18 protein-coding genes and 1 pseudogene are annotated in these 19,068 nt (G+C 45.0%); 7 read left to right on the top strand and 12 right to left on the bottom strand.

Going from position 1 to position 19,068, the window contains the following annotated elements; translation table 11 throughout:
* Nucleotides 1-10: 10 nt before the first annotated feature.
* From ACVA6Q_RS01990 to ACVA6Q_RS01980, 3 genes and pseudogenes are all read right to left on the bottom strand, one after another.
* Nucleotides 11-460 (bottom strand): annotated as a pseudogene (locus ACVA6Q_RS01990) (discoidin domain-containing protein); the annotation flags it as partial.
* 334 nt (nt 461-794) lie between these two features.
* Nucleotides 795-2,936 (bottom strand): heparinase II/III domain-containing protein, encoded by a 2,142-nt coding sequence (locus ACVA6Q_RS01985; protein WP_446646320.1) that lies wholly within the window; start codon nt 2,934-2,936, stop codon nt 795-797.
* 345 nt (nt 2,937-3,281) lie between these two features.
* Nucleotides 3,282-4,166, bottom strand: coding sequence for an NAD(P)-dependent oxidoreductase (locus ACVA6Q_RS01980; RefSeq protein ID WP_446646319.1), 885 nt, complete (start codon nt 4,164-4,166; stop codon nt 3,282-3,284).
* Between the two features lie 347 nt (nt 4,167-4,513).
* Between ACVA6Q_RS01980 and ACVA6Q_RS01975 the strand changes: the two genes are divergently transcribed.
* On the top strand, nt 4,514-5,854 hold the full coding sequence (locus tag ACVA6Q_RS01975; protein WP_446647158.1) for an MATE family efflux transporter: 1,341 nt from the start codon (nt 4,514-4,516) through the stop codon (nt 5,852-5,854).
* Nucleotides 5,855-5,931: 77 nt separating this feature from the next.
* On the opposite strand, the gene ACVA6Q_RS01970 is transcribed toward ACVA6Q_RS01975, so the two are convergent.
* Nucleotides 5,932-6,222 (bottom strand): hypothetical protein, encoded by a 291-nt coding sequence (locus ACVA6Q_RS01970; protein WP_446646318.1) that lies wholly within the window; start codon nt 6,220-6,222, stop codon nt 5,932-5,934.
* Nucleotides 6,223-6,544: 322 nt separating this feature from the next.
* Here ACVA6Q_RS01970 and ACVA6Q_RS01965 point away from each other — a divergent pair, with 322 nt between their 5' ends.
* The gene (locus tag ACVA6Q_RS01965) at nt 6,545-6,886 is read left to right on the top strand and encodes a DMT family transporter (protein ID WP_446646317.1); all 342 of its coding nucleotides are present in this window, start codon (nt 6,545-6,547) and stop codon (nt 6,884-6,886) included.
* A gap of 62 nt (nt 6,887-6,948) precedes the next feature.
* Here the strand turns inward: ACVA6Q_RS01965 and ACVA6Q_RS01960 are convergent, their stop codons facing one another.
* Complete coding sequence (locus tag ACVA6Q_RS01960) at nt 6,949-7,392, bottom strand: DUF2753 family protein (RefSeq protein WP_446646316.1); 444 nt, start codon at nt 7,390-7,392, stop codon at nt 6,949-6,951.
* Nucleotides 7,393-7,567: 175 nt separating this feature from the next.
* Here ACVA6Q_RS01960 and ACVA6Q_RS01955 point away from each other — a divergent pair, with 175 nt between their 5' ends.
* The 3 genes from ACVA6Q_RS01955 to ACVA6Q_RS01945 all read left to right on the top strand — a co-directional run bounded on the left by ACVA6Q_RS01955 (nt 7,568) and on the right by ACVA6Q_RS01945 (nt 8,227).
* Nucleotides 7,568-7,825 carry a type B 50S ribosomal protein L31 gene (locus ACVA6Q_RS01955; RefSeq protein WP_446646315.1) on the top strand — a complete coding sequence of 86 codons (258 nt, stop codon included), beginning with the start codon at nt 7,568-7,570 and terminating at the stop codon, nt 7,823-7,825.
* 11 nt (nt 7,826-7,836) lie between these two features.
* On the top strand, nt 7,837-7,980 hold the full coding sequence (ykgO, locus tag ACVA6Q_RS01950; protein WP_252016335.1) for a type B 50S ribosomal protein L36: 144 nt from the start codon (nt 7,837-7,839) through the stop codon (nt 7,978-7,980).
* Between the two features lie 94 nt (nt 7,981-8,074).
* On the top strand, nt 8,075-8,227 hold the full coding sequence (locus ACVA6Q_RS01945) for a hypothetical protein (protein WP_353499857.1): 153 nt from the start codon (nt 8,075-8,077) through the stop codon (nt 8,225-8,227).
* Between the two features lie 67 nt (nt 8,228-8,294).
* Here ACVA6Q_RS01945 and ACVA6Q_RS01940 read toward each other — a convergent pair whose 3' ends face one another.
* The 4 genes from ACVA6Q_RS01940 to ACVA6Q_RS01925 form a co-directional block, all read right to left on the bottom strand.
* Nucleotides 8,295-10,184, bottom strand: a complete 1,890-nt coding sequence (locus ACVA6Q_RS01940; RefSeq protein ID WP_446646314.1) for a beta-N-acetylhexosaminidase — start codon at nt 10,182-10,184, stop codon at nt 8,295-8,297.
* A gap of 238 nt (nt 10,185-10,422) precedes the next feature.
* A complete protein-coding gene (locus tag ACVA6Q_RS01935; protein ID WP_446646313.1) occupies nt 10,423-10,992 on the bottom strand; it encodes an HD-GYP domain-containing protein in 570 nt (189 codons plus the stop codon).
* A 337-nt stretch (nt 10,993-11,329) separates the two neighbouring features.
* Nucleotides 11,330-12,727: a fructose-specific PTS transporter subunit EIIC gene (locus tag ACVA6Q_RS01930; protein WP_446646312.1), complete on the bottom strand. Its 1,398-nt coding sequence runs from the start codon at nt 12,725-12,727 to the stop codon at nt 11,330-11,332.
* An 11-nt stretch (nt 12,728-12,738) separates the two neighbouring features.
* Nucleotides 12,739-13,179 (bottom strand): PTS sugar transporter subunit IIA, encoded by a 441-nt coding sequence (locus tag ACVA6Q_RS01925; RefSeq protein ID WP_446646311.1) that lies wholly within the window; start codon nt 13,177-13,179, stop codon nt 12,739-12,741.
* Nucleotides 13,180-13,630: 451 nt separating this feature from the next.
* Here ACVA6Q_RS01925 and ACVA6Q_RS01920 point away from each other — a divergent pair, with 451 nt between their 5' ends.
* The gene (locus ACVA6Q_RS01920; RefSeq protein ID WP_446646310.1) at nt 13,631-14,470 is read left to right on the top strand and encodes a helix-turn-helix domain-containing protein; all 840 of its coding nucleotides are present in this window, start codon (nt 13,631-13,633) and stop codon (nt 14,468-14,470) included.
* A gap of 3 nt (nt 14,471-14,473) precedes the next feature.
* Here ACVA6Q_RS01920 and ACVA6Q_RS01915 read toward each other — a convergent pair whose 3' ends face one another.
* Together ACVA6Q_RS01915 and ACVA6Q_RS01910 are read right to left on the bottom strand one after the other, a co-directional pair.
* Nucleotides 14,474-15,250 (bottom strand): PTS sugar transporter subunit IIA, encoded by a 777-nt coding sequence (locus ACVA6Q_RS01915; protein ID WP_446646309.1) that lies wholly within the window; start codon nt 15,248-15,250, stop codon nt 14,474-14,476.
* A gap of 26 nt (nt 15,251-15,276) precedes the next feature.
* On the bottom strand, nt 15,277-15,582 hold the full coding sequence (locus ACVA6Q_RS01910; RefSeq protein ID WP_446646308.1) for a PTS fructose transporter subunit IIB: 306 nt from the start codon (nt 15,580-15,582) through the stop codon (nt 15,277-15,279).
* Nucleotides 15,583-15,776: 194 nt separating this feature from the next.
* Between ACVA6Q_RS01910 and ACVA6Q_RS01905 the strand changes: the two genes are divergently transcribed.
* Entirely contained in the window at nt 15,777-17,645 is a 1,869-nt protein-coding gene (locus ACVA6Q_RS01905) for a fructose-specific PTS transporter subunit EIIC (protein WP_446646307.1), read from the top strand.
* 193 nt (nt 17,646-17,838) lie between these two features.
* Here the strand turns inward: ACVA6Q_RS01905 and ACVA6Q_RS01900 are convergent, their stop codons facing one another.
* The gene (locus ACVA6Q_RS01900; protein ID WP_446646306.1) at nt 17,839-18,882 is read right to left on the bottom strand and encodes an alpha/beta hydrolase; all 1,044 of its coding nucleotides are present in this window, start codon (nt 18,880-18,882) and stop codon (nt 17,839-17,841) included.
* Between the last annotated feature and the right edge of the window lie 186 nt (nt 18,883-19,068).

The following is a 19,068-nucleotide window of genomic DNA, read 5'->3' as shown; positions in this document are numbered from 1 at the left end:
ACTCCGTCACACTATTCCACGCGCTGCTGCTGTTTCCTTTACCAACATAGCGAATGTAACGCGCTTGGGTCTCGGCGAAATCGAATCGTTCTAAATCTAATTTTTTACCTGTGCTTTCACCATCGGTAATGACTTTTGTCCAATTTGTACCGTCTAGGCTAGTTTCGATATCAAATTTGGTCGTGCGCTTGTCACCTTTGTGAAATGATAGTTTAACGGCATCGAAGGCGACCGTTTGTCCATAGTCAAACGTCATGGTTTCACCCACACCATTTGCTGACCAACGCGTCTTGGCGTCGCCATCTAGAACCATTTCAGGGCTGTTCCCATCGTGGCTGGAGGCTACAACAGAGGTAGGTTTTGGCGTTTGTATGGTGGCGTTGTCACCGGTTGATACACAACCGGTCAGAGCGATAACAATGGATGAAGCGAGTAGGGTTTTAAAGTAATTTTTATTCATGGTTCCATCACTTTTGAGTTGTCCAATCAAATTGAAAACAATAGGCGTCACCAATACGAAGTGTTACGTTGATGCCTTTATTGTTACAAATAATACTCTCATATTTTTGTATTACAAATAAGACAAAAAACTCTCAAATGAGATAACGGTCAGATCTTTTTTATAACCTGTGAATTGTTAATTAACATCAGAACTATAGGCCAGAAACAACAAAACCAGCATGTCGCTGGCTTTGATTATTTGTATGATTGTAAAATGGACTCTATGCGAAATTGTCAACAAGAATCGCACGTCCGGTTCACATGACTACTCCAAGATTTCGATTGAAGACGGGCTAAACTAATACCGCTTGCTCAATCGCATAGAAGCCAACCCATGAATAGGTTTTACCTGCTATCTTCGCGTGATTCACACTATCACAGGTCACATTAGGGTCATTACTTACCATTAAAGTGAATCGCGTTTTCTCTGTCTCAATTTCCACCACAGAGGCGGAACCTGAATGTCCGATAACTCGAATCTCTTTTGCCACACCACGAGCATTGACGGACTGTTCAAACTCTTCATTAAAGTAACCATGAGTCTCAACCACGGACGCAAGTAAGGTATTTTCTCCATGCGTCCGGAAAATAAAGCTCTGCTCGCTACGCAGGTTGAAACTTGGATCGTTAGCGCCAGTGCGGGTGAAAAAGATTTGCCCATTTGGATTTGAACTGGTGCCTAGCCAGGTGTAATAACTATTTTCTTGAAGCCAACTCACCAATGCGCTACCTGAAACGTTACCCTGTGCAATATTCCAAAGATGGCGATAGCCTAGAGCATCACTGACCACATTCAGCTCTTTGTGTGCTTGATAATCAAAGTTGGTTCTGATGATCTGACCGTCAAACTGATGTGAGTAATCATATTGATGAGCACAATCACTGGTCAGTCGAAACAGATCAATGAGTAAAGGCGCTTCAAAGTCTTCGTGCTTCAGCATAAACACACTGCGTTGCTGACCAATACCATCATAATGCGCATTGGCAAATGCACTCATACCGACCATTTGTTGGTGATCAGCACAGAAGAAGTGGGGCTCACCGTGCACGCTATCGGCGCGCTCCACATCAAAATAGTTTTGACAGGTTTCATCGACGGTTACTGCATTGTGAGCAATCGTCTGACGTGCATACGTCTTATTTTCATCTAAATAGCGACCGCCAAATTTCGGTTCAACGTTTACCCAGCGACCAAAGCCATACTCACGCAGTACCTCTTTGCCGCGGTTAAAGTAAGAGATACCCAAAGTATCAAAGTTGCCGTGCCCCATACCATGCTGACCATAGTTCATAACCAACTGGAACACATCTTTGTCTTTATCTTGGACGCGCATGAAACCCTGAGCGCCGCGATCGCCAGTCGGGCCTTCATTCAGCTCAACGCTTGGCCAGAAAGGCAGGCCGACATCACTCTTGCTCTCAAACGCGTTCGATAACGTTAAACCACATCCATTCATCCATACTGAGTCTTGGATCTTGGCCATACCAAGTAGGTTCTCATCAATACCATAGTGTTCGGCATATTGACTAACAGCCACTTGAACACCAGCATCATTAATACTCATGGTTCTAGAAGCATCATTTAGCGCAGGGAACTGACCGTTTGGATACGCCGTCGCTAGCATGGCCTCGACAGTTCTACCAATCACACCATCTTTGTAATTGAAGATATCGAGTTCTGGCATATGACGATGCAGAACTTCAGCAAATACACACAATGGACGAATTGCGTAACGGTGATAGTAAGGCCCTTCCATGTAGTAGCCTGAAGGCGCAAACAGCTTACTGATCTGAGCCAGAAAACCGCCACTTCCATCTCGATCCAGACCATAGACCGACATATCAAGAAACTCGCGACGATTCACAGCCAAGCCACAGATACCCACAGCGGCCACTGCCCAAATACCGTGATTGTGAATTCGGTCGAAGTCATGACCATACTTCACTGTAAACATATCAAGCATTGGATTGAAAAGATTATCAATCACATGTTGGCGCTCATCTTCTGTCATGGTCGATGCAACACATGAGTACGCCAAACTGCTAAACATCAGCCATACATGTTCGTTGAGTATTTGGTGGAATAAACGTCCGGTTGGATTGGTATTTTTTTGTACATGAAAATCGAAGGTCAAGTACGAGTCAGCATACGATGCCAGTAGCTCACGCACTAACTGAGCATAACGCTCTTCACCCGTGATTAAAAACAAACGACCAGCAAGATTCATATAGGTGTAATTTTGCTTGTGGCGGTTGTGCTCGTAACCACCAGCCTCACCATGCCCTGGAACTTCTAGTGGAAGTCTCATAAAGGCTTCCAGATCCGTAACATTCTTGGTGATAGTTTTTCCCATGAGCGTATCACGGCCGACTTCTTTACTGAGTTGCTTTACTTCGCTGTCTGTAAACAGTATTGGCTGAACTAACGTAGACATTTTCACCTTCAATCTGTATCCCGGACTTAATCCCCATAAAGTAATACAATATAGCTAAAATTTAAATCTAATCATGGGAGAAAGCAGACTTCAATCACATAGAAAATATAAACATAAGTGTCTTACTTAGCCCGAAATACAGTGATTAATCATCATCTACTTTGAAACCAACTCTTTTCTTGCTCTACGTAGATTCAATTCAACAATTTCATGAAATGTATTACAAATAACCACTAATGTAACTAAAACTGGTGGATACAAAAAAAACCCGCAAAGCGGGGCCAAGTGTAGTGCCTGGGGGATATACCGTCTAATACGTGGGGGCATTACTAGACGTATTTTTGATTAAGCGTCTTTTTTCAACTGAGTAAAGTAGTCAAAAATAACGGGTACATCATTCAATGCTAGACCAGCATCTACTGCAGCTTGCAAGCTTCGTGATGTTCCTTCTGCGATAAGCGACTCGGTACCTAGATCCGATACCATTTCTAGGAAGTAACCTAAGTCTTTATTCGCATTTGCAATAGAGAAGCCTAGTTTCTCTTCACCATCCACTGCATAGAACTTACAGAACTGCATAAACGGAGAGTTTGAAGGACCTGCTGACATAATGTCAAACAGCTGTTGACCATCAACGCCAGCAAGTTTAGCTACAGCAAACGCCTGTGACATGGTTGCAACTGTCGTCATACCCATGAAGTTGTTAACAAGCTTAGTGACGTGACCAGAGCCTAGCGCACCTAGGTGGAATACATTCTCACCCTGTTCATCAAGTACTGGTTTCACTTTGTTGAATGTGTCGATATCACCAGCGGCCATAATATTCAGCAAACCGTCTTTCGCGTGAGCCGGAGTACGACCAAGTGGTGCGTCAATCATACCTGCACCGCGTGCTGCCAACTCTTCACCTATTTTGCGAGTAGAAGCAGGGATAGATGTACCGAAATCAATCAGAGTCGAACCTTCTTTGATACCTTCAAGGATACCTTCGTCACCGTAAACTACTTTCTCTACAACGGCAGACGTTGTTAGACAAAGCATGACGATGTCGCTGTTTTCAGCTAGCTCTTTAGGCGTCTGAACAGCGTTAGCACCACGAGCAACACATGCTGCAACTGCTTCTTTGTTCAGATCCATTACATTGAGCTGAAAGCCGCGGTTTTGCAGGTTTTCAACCATGTTTCCGCCCATCAGGCCTAGGCCGATGAAACCAATAACTGGTTTTGTCATGTTTTACCCCTAAAATACTATTGTATGACTAATTGTGTGATTTACTATATATCGTCTATTTTGGTTTCGCAATTCCCATTAGCCACAAAAATGAAACCAGACGTCTAGATTGAGAGGTAACGCACATAAAGTCAGACAAATAGACAATATCACAACCTAAGTTACTGTTTTTAAATAGTGCAAAGTTCTTGTTATTCCTTGGCTGGAAGATCGACCGAAAGAGCGTGACACAACCCTTAGTTTAACAACTAATTTTGTATTACAATACCACTTTGCTTTCTTCAATTTGTCGATACAAGTCAAGGTTTTTCGTGTCTTCTCAAAACTATATCCGAACCAATTTCACCATTGCATGGCCTCTCGCGTTAAACGCACTGCTTATGCAATCGATGCTAATGATTGATATTTGGTTGGTATCTCCATTGGGTGAGAAGCCTCTTGCCGCCATGGGGATTGCAACGACTATCGTCGCCTTTATTCTGGGAATACAGATGGCGTTAGCCAACGGTTCTCAATTGGTACTAAGCCGCGCTGTCGGCTCGGGAAGACCTCAAGCGTTATCGAGTGCAGTATCTTCAGGAATGCTCATTAACTTTGCAGTAGCACTGCTTTTTTGGACATTGCTTTCCCTATTTGAATCACCGCTACTTGCTATGATTACCCAGGATTCACAACTGCAAGCAGAGATAAGTGATTACCTGAGCGTCTCGAAATACTTAGTGTTGTTTACCGCTATCACGCAGATCCTCATCGCGCTATTCAATAGCATGGGGCGAAGCAAAGTGCCTTTTAAGGGATACCTTATTGAATTGCCTATCAACGCCGCGCTCTCGTATGTGTTGATCAATGGGATTTCGAGCACCGACGTTATTTCATTCCAAGGTTTAGGCGTGAGTGGTGCAGCACTTGGCAGCGTTATCGCCATAGCGATACGTATGATGTACCTCGGATGGAATGTACGACAAGAGCCCATGTTTCGCAGCCACGGAGCTTTATTTACTACCCCAACAAGAACCAACTTAAGAAAACACTTTGTTGAAGTATTCCCAGTCGCTGCCAATGTGACCATCCTATCAATCGGCGCAACGGCGTATCAACTGCTCTACTCTCAGCTTAGTCTTCATTCTTATGTTGCTATCACCATCATTTTTCCGTGGATCCGAGCAGGCACTCAGTTTATAACGGCGTGGGCGCACTCTACGGCCATTACCATTAGTCAGGCAATTGGCTCCCGAAAAACCGACGGTATGGCAAAAAACATCGATACCAGTATTGATGTGGCTATCTGGGCATCCTTTGCTTGCGCGGTGTGCTTTGCTGGACTCCACTTTGTGCTTGCCGATATCTACCCAGAACTGGATCCCGCGACCTATGATGCGCTATCGGTCATCGCTCCGTTGTACATATTTCTTCCTCTCGTTCGTGGCTATAACACAGTGCATGGTCACGTGTTGCGTGCACTTGGCAAAACGACCGCTGTGTTCAAAATCAACTTTACCGGTCAGTGGCTTATCTCGATTCCACTGTGCGCGTTTATTATCTTGGGTTTAGATGGGTCGATTTTTTGGGCCTTTGCCGTACAGCCAATCGAAGAAATAGTTAAGGCTTTGCCATTTCGAATGCTTGCTAGACGCTCGCTTGCTGAATTTGATAGTAAGCAGATGGATAAGCTGATGTTTGATAAGTAGAAAGTCTTTATAACGGAATCACAAAAACCGCCGACTATGAGTCAGCGGTTTTTGTTTCGTCATCAATAAAATCGATACTAGATACGGATATAGCCCGATGTCTCTAGACCATCGCCCTCATGAATGATTTTGCCGTCGATGTTGATATGCTCAGGACATTCCAGTGCTTTACCCCACTTGAGTTCAAGTGGTTGTTCAGTACTGCCTTTATAGAGACAAGTTTTCACCTTTGTACTGACATAATCGCGTATAACGACTTCTTTCTCACCGACATAAGCCCCGTAAGTCAAATCCTCACTGGTCGCTGACGAGAAAGAAGACACCGAAATCAAGCACGCTGCCAGTACACATTGAGTTAATTTTTTCATCGTAACCACCTCACCCCTATATCTGTAGTGAATAGCCGAATACTCCATCACCCCGCCTGTTATGAGCGAATATAACGAACAAGGGCTGACCTATAAAAACAGATACCATCAGACAAACTGATGCCTCTAAATAACTTGTTGATTTTCGACATCAGGTGCAAGGTAAAACCACAAACGCATTCGATATTCCAATAGTTCGAGAATGTTTGTGCCCCATTCAATGAGCGGTAACCTTTTCTCACTCTTTCGCTTTCAATTAAGACACCCAACTGAAATATTGATGTGATAACGTGCCGCATCGATTTTCAACCAGAGCGCTTACATGCTTTCGATTCATCCTTACCTTGCACTCTCAATAGCCATCGGCCTCGAAGTTTTCGCTACATCTTGGCTTCCTAAGACTGAGCAATTTACCGCGCTTGTTCCCACGCTCGCCGTGTTGATTAGTTACGGCTTGGCGTTTTACTTACTCGCGGTCGCAGTGCAAACCTTGTCACTTGGCGTCGCCTACGCCATCTGGTGTGGCGCAGGTATTGTCTTAGTCGCCGGCCTTTCTTGGTTGGTTTACGGGCAAAAACTTGATCTCTACGCGATAGTGGGGATTGGCTTTATCCTAGTGGGCACGATGATCATAAATGTCTATTCGTCTTCGGTGAGCCACTAACTTCGCTACCAAGACATTAGCAGGCTGTCGTGTGGCAGCCTTTGCTGCTGTTAAGTAGAGCTTTACTGAAGCTTAAACCGAGCAATGATCTCGCAATCACTGATCGCTTGCATGCTTTCGACATGTTTTGCCACTTGCGGATTTGGGTGTCGTTTTAAGAAGCTTACCAAGGCCGATTTGCAGCAACCAAGTGAAGAGATAAATCGGTCACAATTCACTTGATGACATTGAGGAATCAAGGTCATGATCTCTTCAGACGCCAACTGCAGATACTTGAGCTCGTAATCACTGTCACCTTGAGCACGCCAGAAGTCTGCAAGATTGTGGCAAGACATGACTTTGATCGCTAGCAGATCTTCGAATTCATCCGAATCACTGATCGTCACGTCCATCTGTTTGGACTCAGAAAGCGCCGCTTGATAATGCGTCACGGCCGTCATTAGTTCACCTTGCTGATTCGCCTCATCGGCCAACAAGGTGTGCTGCTCCCACTTTGCTGTATCCACAACATCATCTCCATCGTAATCAAAATTCATTAAATGATATTGATTATCATTTAATTTTCAACCCCATTATTTTTATGGTTTGCTGATTGATCAGTAAAACTAAAAAAACAGTAGATCTTGCTATCGATAACAATTATCATTTGCGAACGTTATAACATAACAAAAGGATCGTATAATGAAGCCAAATATCCACCCTGATTACAGAAAAGTCGTTTTTCACGACACCACTGTAGACGAATATTTTATCGTAGGTTCTACGTTACAAACCGACCGTACGATTGAATGGAAAGATGGCAAGACCTACCCGTACATGACTATTGAGGTTTCATCAGAATCTCATCCGTTCTACACGGGCAAGCAGCGTGTTATTAGCAAAGAAGGTCGCGTAGCCAACTTTAACCGTCGCTTTGGTGGCATTAAAACTAAGTCATAAAGGCAGGTATCATGAAAGTTCTTAGTTCACTAAAAAGTGCAAAAAAACGTCATCCTGACTGCCAAATCGTCAAGCGACGTGGCCGAATTTACGTTATTTGCAAATCGAACCCAAGATTTAAAGCGGTTCAAGGTAAGGCCGGTAAAAAACGTTAAAACGTGATACATGTAAAGAGTTTGTTAATGCCACCTTGAGCAGTGCATCCGAATGACATTAGACTTGAGTGGTAGATTCATGCAAGGAGGCACAATGGACGATTTACAGTTTTACTTGGTTAACGATTACTGCCCGCGTTGCAACTCAGTGACACCGCACGACGCATTCGAAGTAGACAATAAGCAGCACAAGGACGAAGCTCAAGTAGAGCAAGTGTGTGAAAAGTGCCAAGGTCTCGAACTTTAGCCCAAACTTTGATTCAAATAAAAACCGCCCTATCAAGGGCGGTTTTTCTATAGTTTCTACATCAATACTAAGATGACATGCGCCTATAATTGATGTTGCGCTTATCAAGGTACTCTAACTGAGCAGCGACTCTTGGCAAAAAACGTTGCCAAGACTTGTTCTCGCTGGCTGTCCATGCCACTTCCGCGACAGCGAACAACCTTGGATACAGCAAGTACTCCAATGTGGCTCTATCTTTAACGAACTCCGTCCACACCAATGCTTGGGTACCAATGACTTGCTCACTGTTTTCAATACTGCCAGGTTCAAAATCGTAAGCCGTTTTAAGATCAATGGCGCCAGCCCAAAGCACCCCTGTCTCATTAATGTCCTTGTTCCATGCCATATCGAGATAGGTAGCCTGAGCAGGACACATAATAACTGGATATCCCACTTGCGCTGCTTTTTGCCCTTCAGCTCCGTTTGACCATGCACAAACAGTTGCATTTTTGGTGATCTTATTGCCATGACTGGCTTCTTCCCACACGGAAATATTTCGGCCTTTCTGGGCTAGATATTGCTCTAAGTGAGAAATCAAATGCCCCTCTAGCAAGCGTACATCGTCCAGTCCCATTGCCTGCGCCTTGGCAATACACGCGGGAGATTTCTCCCATACGTGTTTCGGTACTTCATCGCCACCCAAGTGTATGACTTGGGATGGAAATAACTCGCATACTTCATCCAATATGGTTTCCAGCACTTGATAGGTGCCGGGCAATCCTGGATTGAGCACATTATCTTGGTATTGCTGAATGGAGACATACTCAGACTTGTCGTCAGCTTCGCGCAGCAAATGCGGTAACGCCATAATAAGGGCACGGGCATGACCTGGAATATCAATTTCAGGAATCACCGTGATTTCTCGTGCTTTTGCGTACTCAACAACCTCTTTGATCTGCTGCTTAGTAAAAAAGCCACCATATCGCTTTGGTCCGGAGCCAAATTGAGAAGGCTGCAACTCTCCTTCGCCTCGCCACGCACCCAGTTCCGTGAGTTCAGGAAAAGCGTCGATTTCTATGCGCCATGCTTCGTCGTCGGTGAGATGCCAATGGAACGTATTGAGTTTAAGCCACGCCATTTGGTCGATAACTGACTTCACAGTGTCGATGCCATGAAACGAGCGCGCACAATCTAAAAACTGCCCACGGTGATGGTATTGCGGCGCGTCGATAATGGTAGCCAAGGTGACCACACCTTGACCTGTAACCAACAGCTGCGCCAACGTTACCACGCCATAAAAGAACCCTGCCGATGTCGCCGCTTTGATCTGTATAGACTCACCGCCAATCGTCAACTCATAGCCTTCAGGTTTGATGTGCTCTGCACTTACCTTCAATAACGACAGCGTCGCATCACCTTCTGTTTTGACAAAGGTAACCTCAGGAAACTGATTTGAAAGCCAGTCGATGGCATTACTGGTTTCTGAACACTCAGCGTTGAAAGTCACTTGATTGGCTAGTCGAAATTCACCCTCAGTAGCCTCAATAGACTGCGGCTGAGGAATAACACCAGAGCTTGCTGCGGGAAGCGTCAACACACGAAGATCTAAGTCTTCTGGCTGGCTCATCTTATGTGTCCCCATCTCAACATCGACTATTGTTTCTCCGAGTCGTAAATAGGGATGATTTGGGCGCTCAGAAAGATTAAACAAACCACAAGTTTGACTTTCTATGGTGGTCTGCCAACGCTCACCTTTTCCTATCGCAGTATTTGCCGGAGGTGCCATCTCAATGTGCGACCCAACTTGCGAGGTAACGTGTCCATTGATCACGGTTTGCTTGTCGATAAAGCGAGGCATATCAAAGCAAAGCACAAAATCTTTAAGTTCCGTGTCTGTGCTATTTTCTAGGACGATATTGAGCTTGAGCGAGTCATCTGCGCTGTTAAGCACATCAAAGTGTAATCTAGGTTTACTCACGACAAATCCTTCTTACTTTATACGCGAACGAGCGTTGATTGCGGGGAGTGTAACCACCTAGCATATCAATTGCTCAAAACCCTGTGGTGACACTCGCACAGCAGAAATCCAAGAATGCGGCGCACCTTAGATTATTGACTTGAAGAACCAGATAGCTATTGCCAATTCGAACTCTTTCACGTAGTCGCTAAGATACTCGTTAAATCGATGTCTGACATCTAGAGAGCTAAGAAACATCCTAAATCAGTTTAGTAATATCAACCTCATCAAGTTGCTCGTCCAGCATGTACTCTTCCGCGAATCGTAAATACACACCCGACGTTAAAAATAGCTCAAACAGCGATTTGTCCAAATGGTTGTCCTTTACCATATAGCTCATGATTTGCAGCGATTCCGACAATGACTTCGCTTTTTTATAGGGACGATCGGCACTGGTAAGCGCTTCAAACACGTCGGCAATAGCCATGACTCTCGCCGCTAACGGCATTTCATCCCCTTTTAGCCCCATTGGATAACCGGTTCCATCCATTTTTTCATGGTGACCACCTGCAATCTTGGCAACATTTTGCATGTGCGCAGGGAACGGCAATGACTCAAGGATCTGAATCGTTTGGATAATGTGATCATTAATAATGAAGCGCTCTTCTTCCGTTAACGTTCCTCTCAGTGTGGCGAGGTTATATCTCTCTCCTTGGTTTGCTTTGTATTCTGTTGGTTTCATTGTAAAACGAGGATCATTGGATAGAGGCGAATCCCACGGGATGAAATGCTCTGGCCTATCCGATAGTAGCGTTTCTTGTACTGGCAATCGCTCTTCTACTTGGTGGCGCTGCTTTTCAAGCCAAGAAGATACCTTAACGTATTAAAAAGACGACGTTTTTCCCAGTCATGCTCTCAGCCTTAACTCATAAACCTCTTTTAAAGTTAAGGATATAGAACACGGTTTTGCTAACTAATCTTGGTTTTAAACTTAGGTTTTTTAGACGCCGTATTTGAGCTCGCTATCTGACACAAAGAAGTTAAGCAATAAGGATATTACTAAGACTCTCATCCGTAAGAGAGTAGAACGAGCAGGAAAGAGAAAAACAAGAAAATAGAGCCCTTAGGGGAAGGGCTCTAGGGTTAGGAGCTTACTTAGGGCTTGATTACGCGACAACTAACGTCGCTGCGTTTTTCATTGCCTCTTTGGTTGAGCACTCAATCACATTCGCGTTGCTGAAGCGGTGTGCATCTTTCACTTGAATGTCGTGTGCCAAAATCACCAGTTTCGCGTTCGCTACATCTAAGTCTGTAATTCGATTTTGAATGCCGTTTTGGCCTTGCGTTTCTACTTTAATTTTCAGACCTGCTGCCGCACCAGCTTTTTCTAGTGCTTTTGCAGCCATGAAGGTATGAGCCACACCAGATGGGCAACATGTAACAGCTACGATGTCGTACTCGCCTTCTCCAGCGACTGGCGCAGCTTGTACAGGGGCGGCTTGTGCTGCTTCTGCTTCTGATTCTTCTTCAGCAACAGGCTTCCAGAAGCCAACAATCACTGCTGTTGTTAGTGAGCCCAAAGCGATGCCTACTACGTACATTGGAATGTTGCTTGATACAGGAGCAGTAATCAGACCGCCCCATGGCGCATGCAGCAGAACATCTGTTAGGAAACCAAATACACAGCCAACAATACCACCCGCTACGATTGAAGGTAGAACACGCATAGGGTCGTTCGCTGCGAATGGGATAGCACCTTCAGAGATACCGATTGAGCCCATAATAGCCGCTGCTTTACCAGCTTCTTGCTCTTGTTTCGTGAACTTCTTCTTGAATAGGAAGGTCGCTAACGCCATGCCTAGTGGAGGCGTACAAATCGCGATACCAACACCACCCATTAGCCAAGGTTGAGTATCTACCTGAGTTTGAGCAAATAGTGTCGCAACTTTGTTGATTGGACCGCCCATATCGAACGCTGTCATACCACCAAGAATGGTACCTAGCACCATTTTTGAAGCACCAGCCATCGATGCCAAGAACTCATTCATCGACGACATGAACAGTTTGATTGGCTCACCAATGCCCCACAATACGATACCCGCAGAAATAAGCGTGCCGATAAGTGGGTATATGAAGTAAGCACCTAGCGCTGTCATGTTGGTAGAAAGTGGTATCTTCTTAAGTTGATAGACAACACCACCAGCAATAAAGCCTGCCACGATGCAACCAAGGAAACCGCCGCCCATATCTGCCATGATGCCAGATGCGATCATCGCTGGTGCCAGTGCTGGTTTGTCTGCAATTGAGTAACCGATAAAGCCGCCAAGAATGATTGGGAAAAGAACCAGCCCTTTGATACCAATGTTTGAGATGTCCGCTAGCAAACCATCTGCTGGTACTGCACCTTTACCCGATGCCATTACCGCCAATGCCAACAGTACACCACCTGCCACGATAAATGGCAGCATATGAGACGTACCGAATAAGAGATGCCCTTTCATTGTACTTAAGAGCTTTTTAAAGTCGCTACTGTCGTTAGTAGCTTGTGCTGTTAGAGTGCTCATAGTTTCTGACCTTATGAATTAATTAGAATATCTAGGATCTGAGTTTCATCTTTCGCGTTTTGGATATTTTCAATAAACGAGTCTTCAAATTTACCGAACAGCTCTTGAAGAACGTAAATATGGTGGTCTGCACCGTTATCTGGTGAAGCAATCATGAAAAACACGGTTGGTTTAACACTGTCTTCATCGTCGTAATCAATACCTTCACGTTTCACACCCACAGCAATAGCTGGCTCGATGACTGCTTTGCTTTTCGCGTGAGGGTAAGCAATGCCATCCATTGAGGTAACGCTCATCGCTTCGCGAGTTAAGATGTCATCTAAAAAAGCGGCTTTATTATTAATGCGCTGGTTGTCGAGTAGCATTTGCGCCAGTTCGTCAAAAACCTCTGTTTTCGAAGTCGCACTAAGTTCGCGCTTAATAAGTTGGGTATTGGTTAATTGGATAAGCATGTTTTAACTCTTCTATATGTACTTGATGAGTTAAATTTAAAAGAAGAATGAAATTTCAGAAATAGGAATAAAAAGTCATCAATAGCAGTTTTGTATCATGGGTTTTGAAGTGTGATTTATGTCTAATCTAAACCTTTAGGCAACAAAAAAGCCCCGCTAAATGATAGCGAGGCTTAACTGTTAGAGCCTTATTCAATAATAATCACGAGCCACTCGACCACTGCAGGTGACTTCATATTTCTAAGTGTAAGGCGGAATAAATACTGACACCCCTTTTCAATACAACGTATTTAACACCCGTATTTACCATGACGCTTCGACTGTAAGTTAAAGTGATTAGCTGGATTTTTGTAACATCGAAATGAAAATGTGATCTACCGAGATAGACGCGGTATAAGTAACATTGTATATCTATGCGCTAGCTTTCTTTGTGCGATTTTGAGTACGAGTTATGAACTTCCAAGCAGTCATCTCATCGGTTTTAGAACAGCGTCAGCCAAACCAAAACATCTGGTTTGCGGGCAACTTTCACATCCCTCCTACGTTTAGCTACCAGGTCAACTTCCCCCGACTCGAGATTGTGCTAGATGGGGAGTACATCAATGAAGTGGAAACCCATGACCGCAAGGTAGAGAAGATCACCGCAAAAGCTGGGGATGCCTTTTTTATCCCACCAAACTGCTGGAACAAACCAGACTGGGAGCAAGGCTGCACAGTGCTGAGCTTACTGTTTGGTCGTAGCCAACTTGGTTTGAGTTATGTGAGCAAAACTAAGGGTGAAGCGGGCTTTAGTGATATACAGAAACACAGCCTGCAAACACGCTCTGGGTTTGCGATTGATAACATTCTGGAAGCGCTGATATCCCTATCTCGCGAAAGAATCAAAAAGCCGATGGATGAGCTGCTATTCCAAGCGTTGCTGCAATACAGTAATACTATGCTTGATGCGCCAATTGCAGAGCCACAGAATCGCGTTAAAGATCTCTATCAAGGGATTTGCATCTACATTCAAGAGAACTTCCATCGTCCTCTTAATCGTGACTGTATTGCTGAGAGGTTTAGCTTATCGGCCAATCACCTATCACGCTTGTTCAGACAACAAGGCCACATGACGCTTGCCGAATACATCACGCGAGTACGGATAGACCGCGCTAAGTTTATGCTCAAGAAATACGACTTCAGGCTCAATGAAGTTGCGGAGCGCTGTGGGTTTAAAGATGTGAATTACTTTTGTCGTGTATTTAAAACGCGTACAGGAATGACGCCAAGCGATTATCGCGGCGCAAGTTAACCTCTAAATAAGCCTTGATGTTAGGTACATCAACAACGCTTGAAGATCGACGCTGCTACGGGTTTTCTGCAAGCGTTGAGTAACGTGTTCATTAAGTAGGTTTCTTGTCAGTGTGGTAGCGGCGATGATTTGCTCTCTGCTCGGTGTGGTGGGGAGCACTAACGCAATAGCGACCGTCACACCGCCCATCCGAGAGTTCCAATCTATTTCATCTTCGGTAGTGATCACCGCAATAGACACCTCCTCGACATGTTCAAACATCACATGCGGTAGTGCGATACCCGGCGCGACGCTAGTCGATGAACGCTCTTCACGTTTGATAAACGAGAGCAGTAACTCATCGGGCTCAGCAGGGTAAACCAGCTTTGCCAAGCCTTTAAGACATTCGAACTTCGTGAGCGCTGTCTGCGCTTTGGCATGAAACCATCGAGTCTCACACAAGGGGCTTATCTGCGGAAAGCGTTGGCTTAAATCTGTCGAGAACTCATGGGTGATTTGTGAACCCACTAGCACATAATGCTCAGCGACGAGATCTTTTAACACAAAGCAGGCCAGCTCAGCATCAATGCCTGTCGCCGTGATCTGAACCAAGTCTCCTTTTTTCAGAGCCACTTGCAGCATCGCAACAGACTTTGATAGGTCAGCGTCACGGTTTTGAGTAATGTTGATGATACGTAGCGTGCTTTTAAACTGACGCGCCAGTTTGCACAATGGCTGTGAAGCACGACTGGTCGCAGCGGTGTCTTCAACCAAGAAAGTGAGTTGGTACTCTTTATTCATCGCTATGCTATGTTCACCTAGAAAACTCATAGTTGACGACAGTGCTGGATAAACACTTTTTCGACATTAAGCAGCACATCTTCCATCTCGATATAAACAGTTTTGCTGGCATCAAAGCGATGTGGCTGCTCAATCTCAATATCAGACACAATCAACACCTTGTCAGCATGAGCGATATCGACAGCGGTAAGCTGATGTTCCACCCCCATTGCACCCTGTGTTTCAACCTTAATGGAAACATTCAGTTTTGATGCCATTTTAGTTAATGCGTCCGCTGCCATGTATGTGTGAGCAATGCCAGTAGGGCAAGCTGTTACCGCCACAATCTTCATCGTTTATCTTCTCGGTAAAAGTAGGTAGTAAAACAAAAACCCCTAAATTTTATGAGGAAAACAAAACCAAGATAACGGTGAAAATCACACTCTTAGCCGTTGGTTACAAAAATCCAGTTAATCGGTGTTTATTACTATAGTTCCTGAGGTCATCGCTCGGTAGTCTGTCGATTGTTTGAGTAAGAGTTTTCGCTATGGACATAACCGACTTCATCGACCTAGACACCATTTGTTTGGACTTAAAAGCCACCACAAAACAAGCCGTATTCGAAGAACTAGTGGATATGCTCGACAGCACAGGCAAACTCGCAAACCGAACCTTATTTCTCGATGCACTCTGGCAGCGTGAATACATCGGCAATACGGGCTTCGAAGATGGCATTGCGATTCCTCACGCAAAAAGCAACACCGTCATCAAGCCTTGTGTGGTGATTGGTATTAGTCAACATGGTATCGACTATGGGTCGGAAACGGGCGAATGCTCTGATGTGTTTATCATGCTTGCCTCCCCAGACAATAACGACGAGCACCATATTGAAGTCCTGGCGCAAGTTTCCACAAAACTGATAGAAGATGGTTTTGTTACAAAACTGAAGTCAGCTCAAACCAAAGCTGAAGTGCTAGCACTGTTCTCAGATATGGACTCTAAACAGCAAGCACCTGAAGTCCAAAACGCCGTTGAGCCAGTTCTCTCTGCCACTCCATCCAAAGCCTTCTATCTTCGACGAATAAAAGAGCACCTGCTATTTGGCACCTCACACATGATCCCTTTTGTGGTTGCTGGTGGCGTACTGCTTTCGCTGTCTGTAATGCTCAGTGGTCATGGTGGTTTACCGGAATCCGGCATCCTGGCAGATATTGCTAAAATGGGACAAGCTGGACTTACACTGTTTACCTTGGCATTAGGTGGATATATTGCTTATTCCATTGCCGACAAACCCGGCCTTGCTCCAGGCATGATTGGCTCATGGATCACCGTTGAGTATTATCAAACCGGATTTCTCGGCGCCATTATCGTCGGTTTTGTCGCGGGCATAGCGGTACAAACACTTAAACGCATTAAGCTACCCGATAGCATGACCGCGATAGGGGCCATTTTTATCTACCCGTTAATAGGCACTTTCATCACCTGCGGCGTGGTCATGTGGGGCATTGGCGCGCCAATCGCCTATGTGATGGAACAAATGAACTTACTGCTTGCGGGAATGGCAGGTTCAGGAAAAGTGGTGCTTGGTAGCGTATTAGGCGCGATGACCGCGTTTGATATGGGCGGCCCAATCAATAAAATGGCGACACTATTTGCACAAACCCAAGTCAATACCCAACCTTGGCTCATGGGTGGAGTCGGCATCGCCATTTGCACCCCTCCGTTAGGGTTAGCATTAGCCACCTTCCTTTCCCCAAACAAGTTTAACCGCGAAGAACGTGAAGCCGGTAAAGCTGCGGGTATTATGGGGATGATAGGTATCAGTGAAGGTGCCATTCCATTTGCAGCAAGCGATCCAGCTCGTGTCTTGCCAGCAGTGATTGCAGGGGGAATGGTTGGTAACATCATCGGTTTTGTGTTCAACGTAATCAACCACGCACCTTGGGGCGGTTGGATTGTTCTTCCCGTCGTAGATGGTGTGTTTGGTTATGTGTTAGGGACGCTAGTGGGAGCGATGACCACAGCAATAATTGTTATCTCCCTCAAGAAAAACGTCGACCAAAATGAAGGGGCATTAACCGCTCAAAATACCCTTAGCTCAATCACCAGCGAAGGTGTGGCTGACGTATTGGCCGTCACCTCATGCCCTTCTGGCGTTGCCCATACTTTCCTAGCAGCTCGCTCACTTGAAAAAGCCGCCGCCGAGCAAGGCATTAAGATCAAAGTCGAAACCCAAGGGGCGAATGGTATTGCCAACCGAATTACCGCCAAAGATATTGAGCGAGCTAAGTTTGTGATTCTCGCTCACGATGTGGCGATAAAAGACGCTGACCGCTTTCATTCGATGACTATCATCGATGTAGAAACCAAGGACGCGATTTATAGTGCGAAAGAGCTTGTCACTCAGATCCGATGATATTTTCTAAGACTATATTACTGTGTTAGACATCGTCGCATCGGCACACAAGCCAGGCTTTGAACGTTTTCAGCTTTTATGTCAGATTGACAGGTGAGCTCGTAAGTTCAATTTTAGCCAAATCTCACGTCCTATAAGCGCAACTAGAATCACCACTTGCCAGTTGCGCCTAAAGGATACCGTTGTTGTAGTTCTACCTGTTTATGTGCTTATCAAAAAACAGTCCAATCTCCTTTAGCGCATCTTCAGACTCTGGTACTTCAGTGACTAAACCTGTCATGTAATCAGCGTGTGCTTGTCCGTCATATACATGCAAGTGTGTGTCCACATCGACAGCCCTGAGTTTGCGGTGCATTCTTACCGTATCACTCAACAGCAAATCTCGAGTGCCCGAAATGAAAATGGTCGGTGGAAACGTTTCGATCTCTGCATATATTGGGGAGATTAAAGGATTGTCCATTCTTTCTCCTCCAGCATACACTTCAAAAGCCGCATCTATCGCACCTTCTCTCTGCCCTAGAGGATCAAGCCCTCTGAGAACATGCCAAGAGTCCGAGGTCTCTTTCAAATCAACAGCCGGCGTGCCCACAAATAGTGCCCCTGGGGCTGGTAATCCAAGCTCTTGAATTTTTAATGCAGTGGCTAAAGTGATATTGCCACCTGCAGATGTACCGAAAATAGCCGTTGATTCCGGTGACTGTGTTTTGGTTAGCTCTTTCCAAACTGCCACGGCATCGTCAATTGCTGCTGGGAATGGGTGTAATGGTGGTTGGCGGTAATCAACAGAAATCACTTTTGCTCCGATGCCATCTGCCAACCAAACAGCTTCACGAATTGCTGCTTCACCTCCACCTAACACGAACGCACCGCCGTGGATATGTATCAACCATTTGTCCGCATATTCGGGCGCAATATTCTTTGGGGTTACGAAAAAGGTATCGACACCTGCAAACTGTTCTTCTTCGACGCTAATTCCTAAACGCTCGACCGCTTCTCTAGCCATCTCTATTGACGGTTGATCAGCGACTAAGCGTGCATCTAACCATTCCTGTGTGTTTTTTGGAACTGGCATAACCGGTGGCATCACTCGATTTTCAATGATGTGTGCTAGCTCAGTAGAAATTCCTGCTGGTGTCGGGATGTCTCTTTCATCCATTTTTAAGTTGGCTACTGCCGCAGTGCTCAAACTAGCAAGAATTAACGCTGGAACAACGATATTTAGTTTTTTCTGTTTCATCAATTGGAATACCTGTTAAGTAATTGGATTAAGTAAGTATTTCACTCACAGCTAGTCTTCCATTACCGCCTGTTGTGCCCTGGTAAGTACTTTATAAGATGCGAAGATGTAACGAGATGAATTTCAGTAATGCGTTTTTGCCGCTTTAGTAATCATTACTAAATGAAATAAAAGGATAAACCCACC

Source organism: Vibrio sp. DNB22_10_4 (assembly GCF_052879755.1).
This window is presented reverse-complemented; position numbering and strand designations above follow the sequence as displayed.

Excerpts from the sequence above, each read along its gene's own strand:
- ACVA6Q_RS01985 (WP_446646320.1), bottom strand. The coding sequence starts at position 2,936 with ATGTCTACGTTAGTTCAGCCAATACTGTTTACAGACAGCGAAGTAAAG.
- ACVA6Q_RS01980 (WP_446646319.1), bottom strand. The coding sequence starts at position 4,166 with ATGACAAAACCAGTTATTGGTTTCATCGGCCTAGGCCTGATGGGCGGA.
- ACVA6Q_RS01970 (WP_446646318.1), bottom strand. The coding sequence starts at position 6,222 with ATGAAAAAATTAACTCAATGTGTACTGGCAGCGTGCTTGATTTCGGTG.
- ACVA6Q_RS01965 (WP_446646317.1), top strand. The coding sequence starts at position 6,545 with ATGCTTTCGATTCATCCTTACCTTGCACTCTCAATAGCCATCGGCCTC.
- ACVA6Q_RS01955 (WP_446646315.1), top strand. The coding sequence starts at position 7,568 with ATGAAGCCAAATATCCACCCTGATTACAGAAAAGTCGTTTTTCACGAC.
- ykgO (WP_252016335.1), top strand. The coding sequence starts at position 7,837 with ATGAAAGTTCTTAGTTCACTAAAAAGTGCAAAAAAACGTCATCCTGAC.
- ACVA6Q_RS01945 (WP_353499857.1), top strand. The coding sequence starts at position 8,075 with ATGGACGATTTACAGTTTTACTTGGTTAACGATTACTGCCCGCGTTGC.
- ACVA6Q_RS01930 (WP_446646312.1), bottom strand. The coding sequence starts at position 12,727 with ATGAGCACTCTAACAGCACAAGCTACTAACGACAGTAGCGACTTTAAA.
- ACVA6Q_RS01925 (WP_446646311.1), bottom strand. The coding sequence starts at position 13,179 with ATGCTTATCCAATTAACCAATACCCAACTTATTAAGCGCGAACTTAGT.
- ACVA6Q_RS01920 (WP_446646310.1), top strand. The coding sequence starts at position 13,631 with ATGAACTTCCAAGCAGTCATCTCATCGGTTTTAGAACAGCGTCAGCCA.
- ACVA6Q_RS01915 (WP_446646309.1), bottom strand. The coding sequence starts at position 15,250 with ATGAATAAAGAGTACCAACTCACTTTCTTGGTTGAAGACACCGCTGCG.
- ACVA6Q_RS01910 (WP_446646308.1), bottom strand. The coding sequence starts at position 15,582 with ATGAAGATTGTGGCGGTAACAGCTTGCCCTACTGGCATTGCTCACACA.
- ACVA6Q_RS01905 (WP_446646307.1), top strand. The coding sequence starts at position 15,777 with ATGGACATAACCGACTTCATCGACCTAGACACCATTTGTTTGGACTTA.
- ACVA6Q_RS01900 (WP_446646306.1), bottom strand. The coding sequence starts at position 18,882 with ATGAAACAGAAAAAACTAAATATCGTTGTTCCAGCGTTAATTCTTGCT.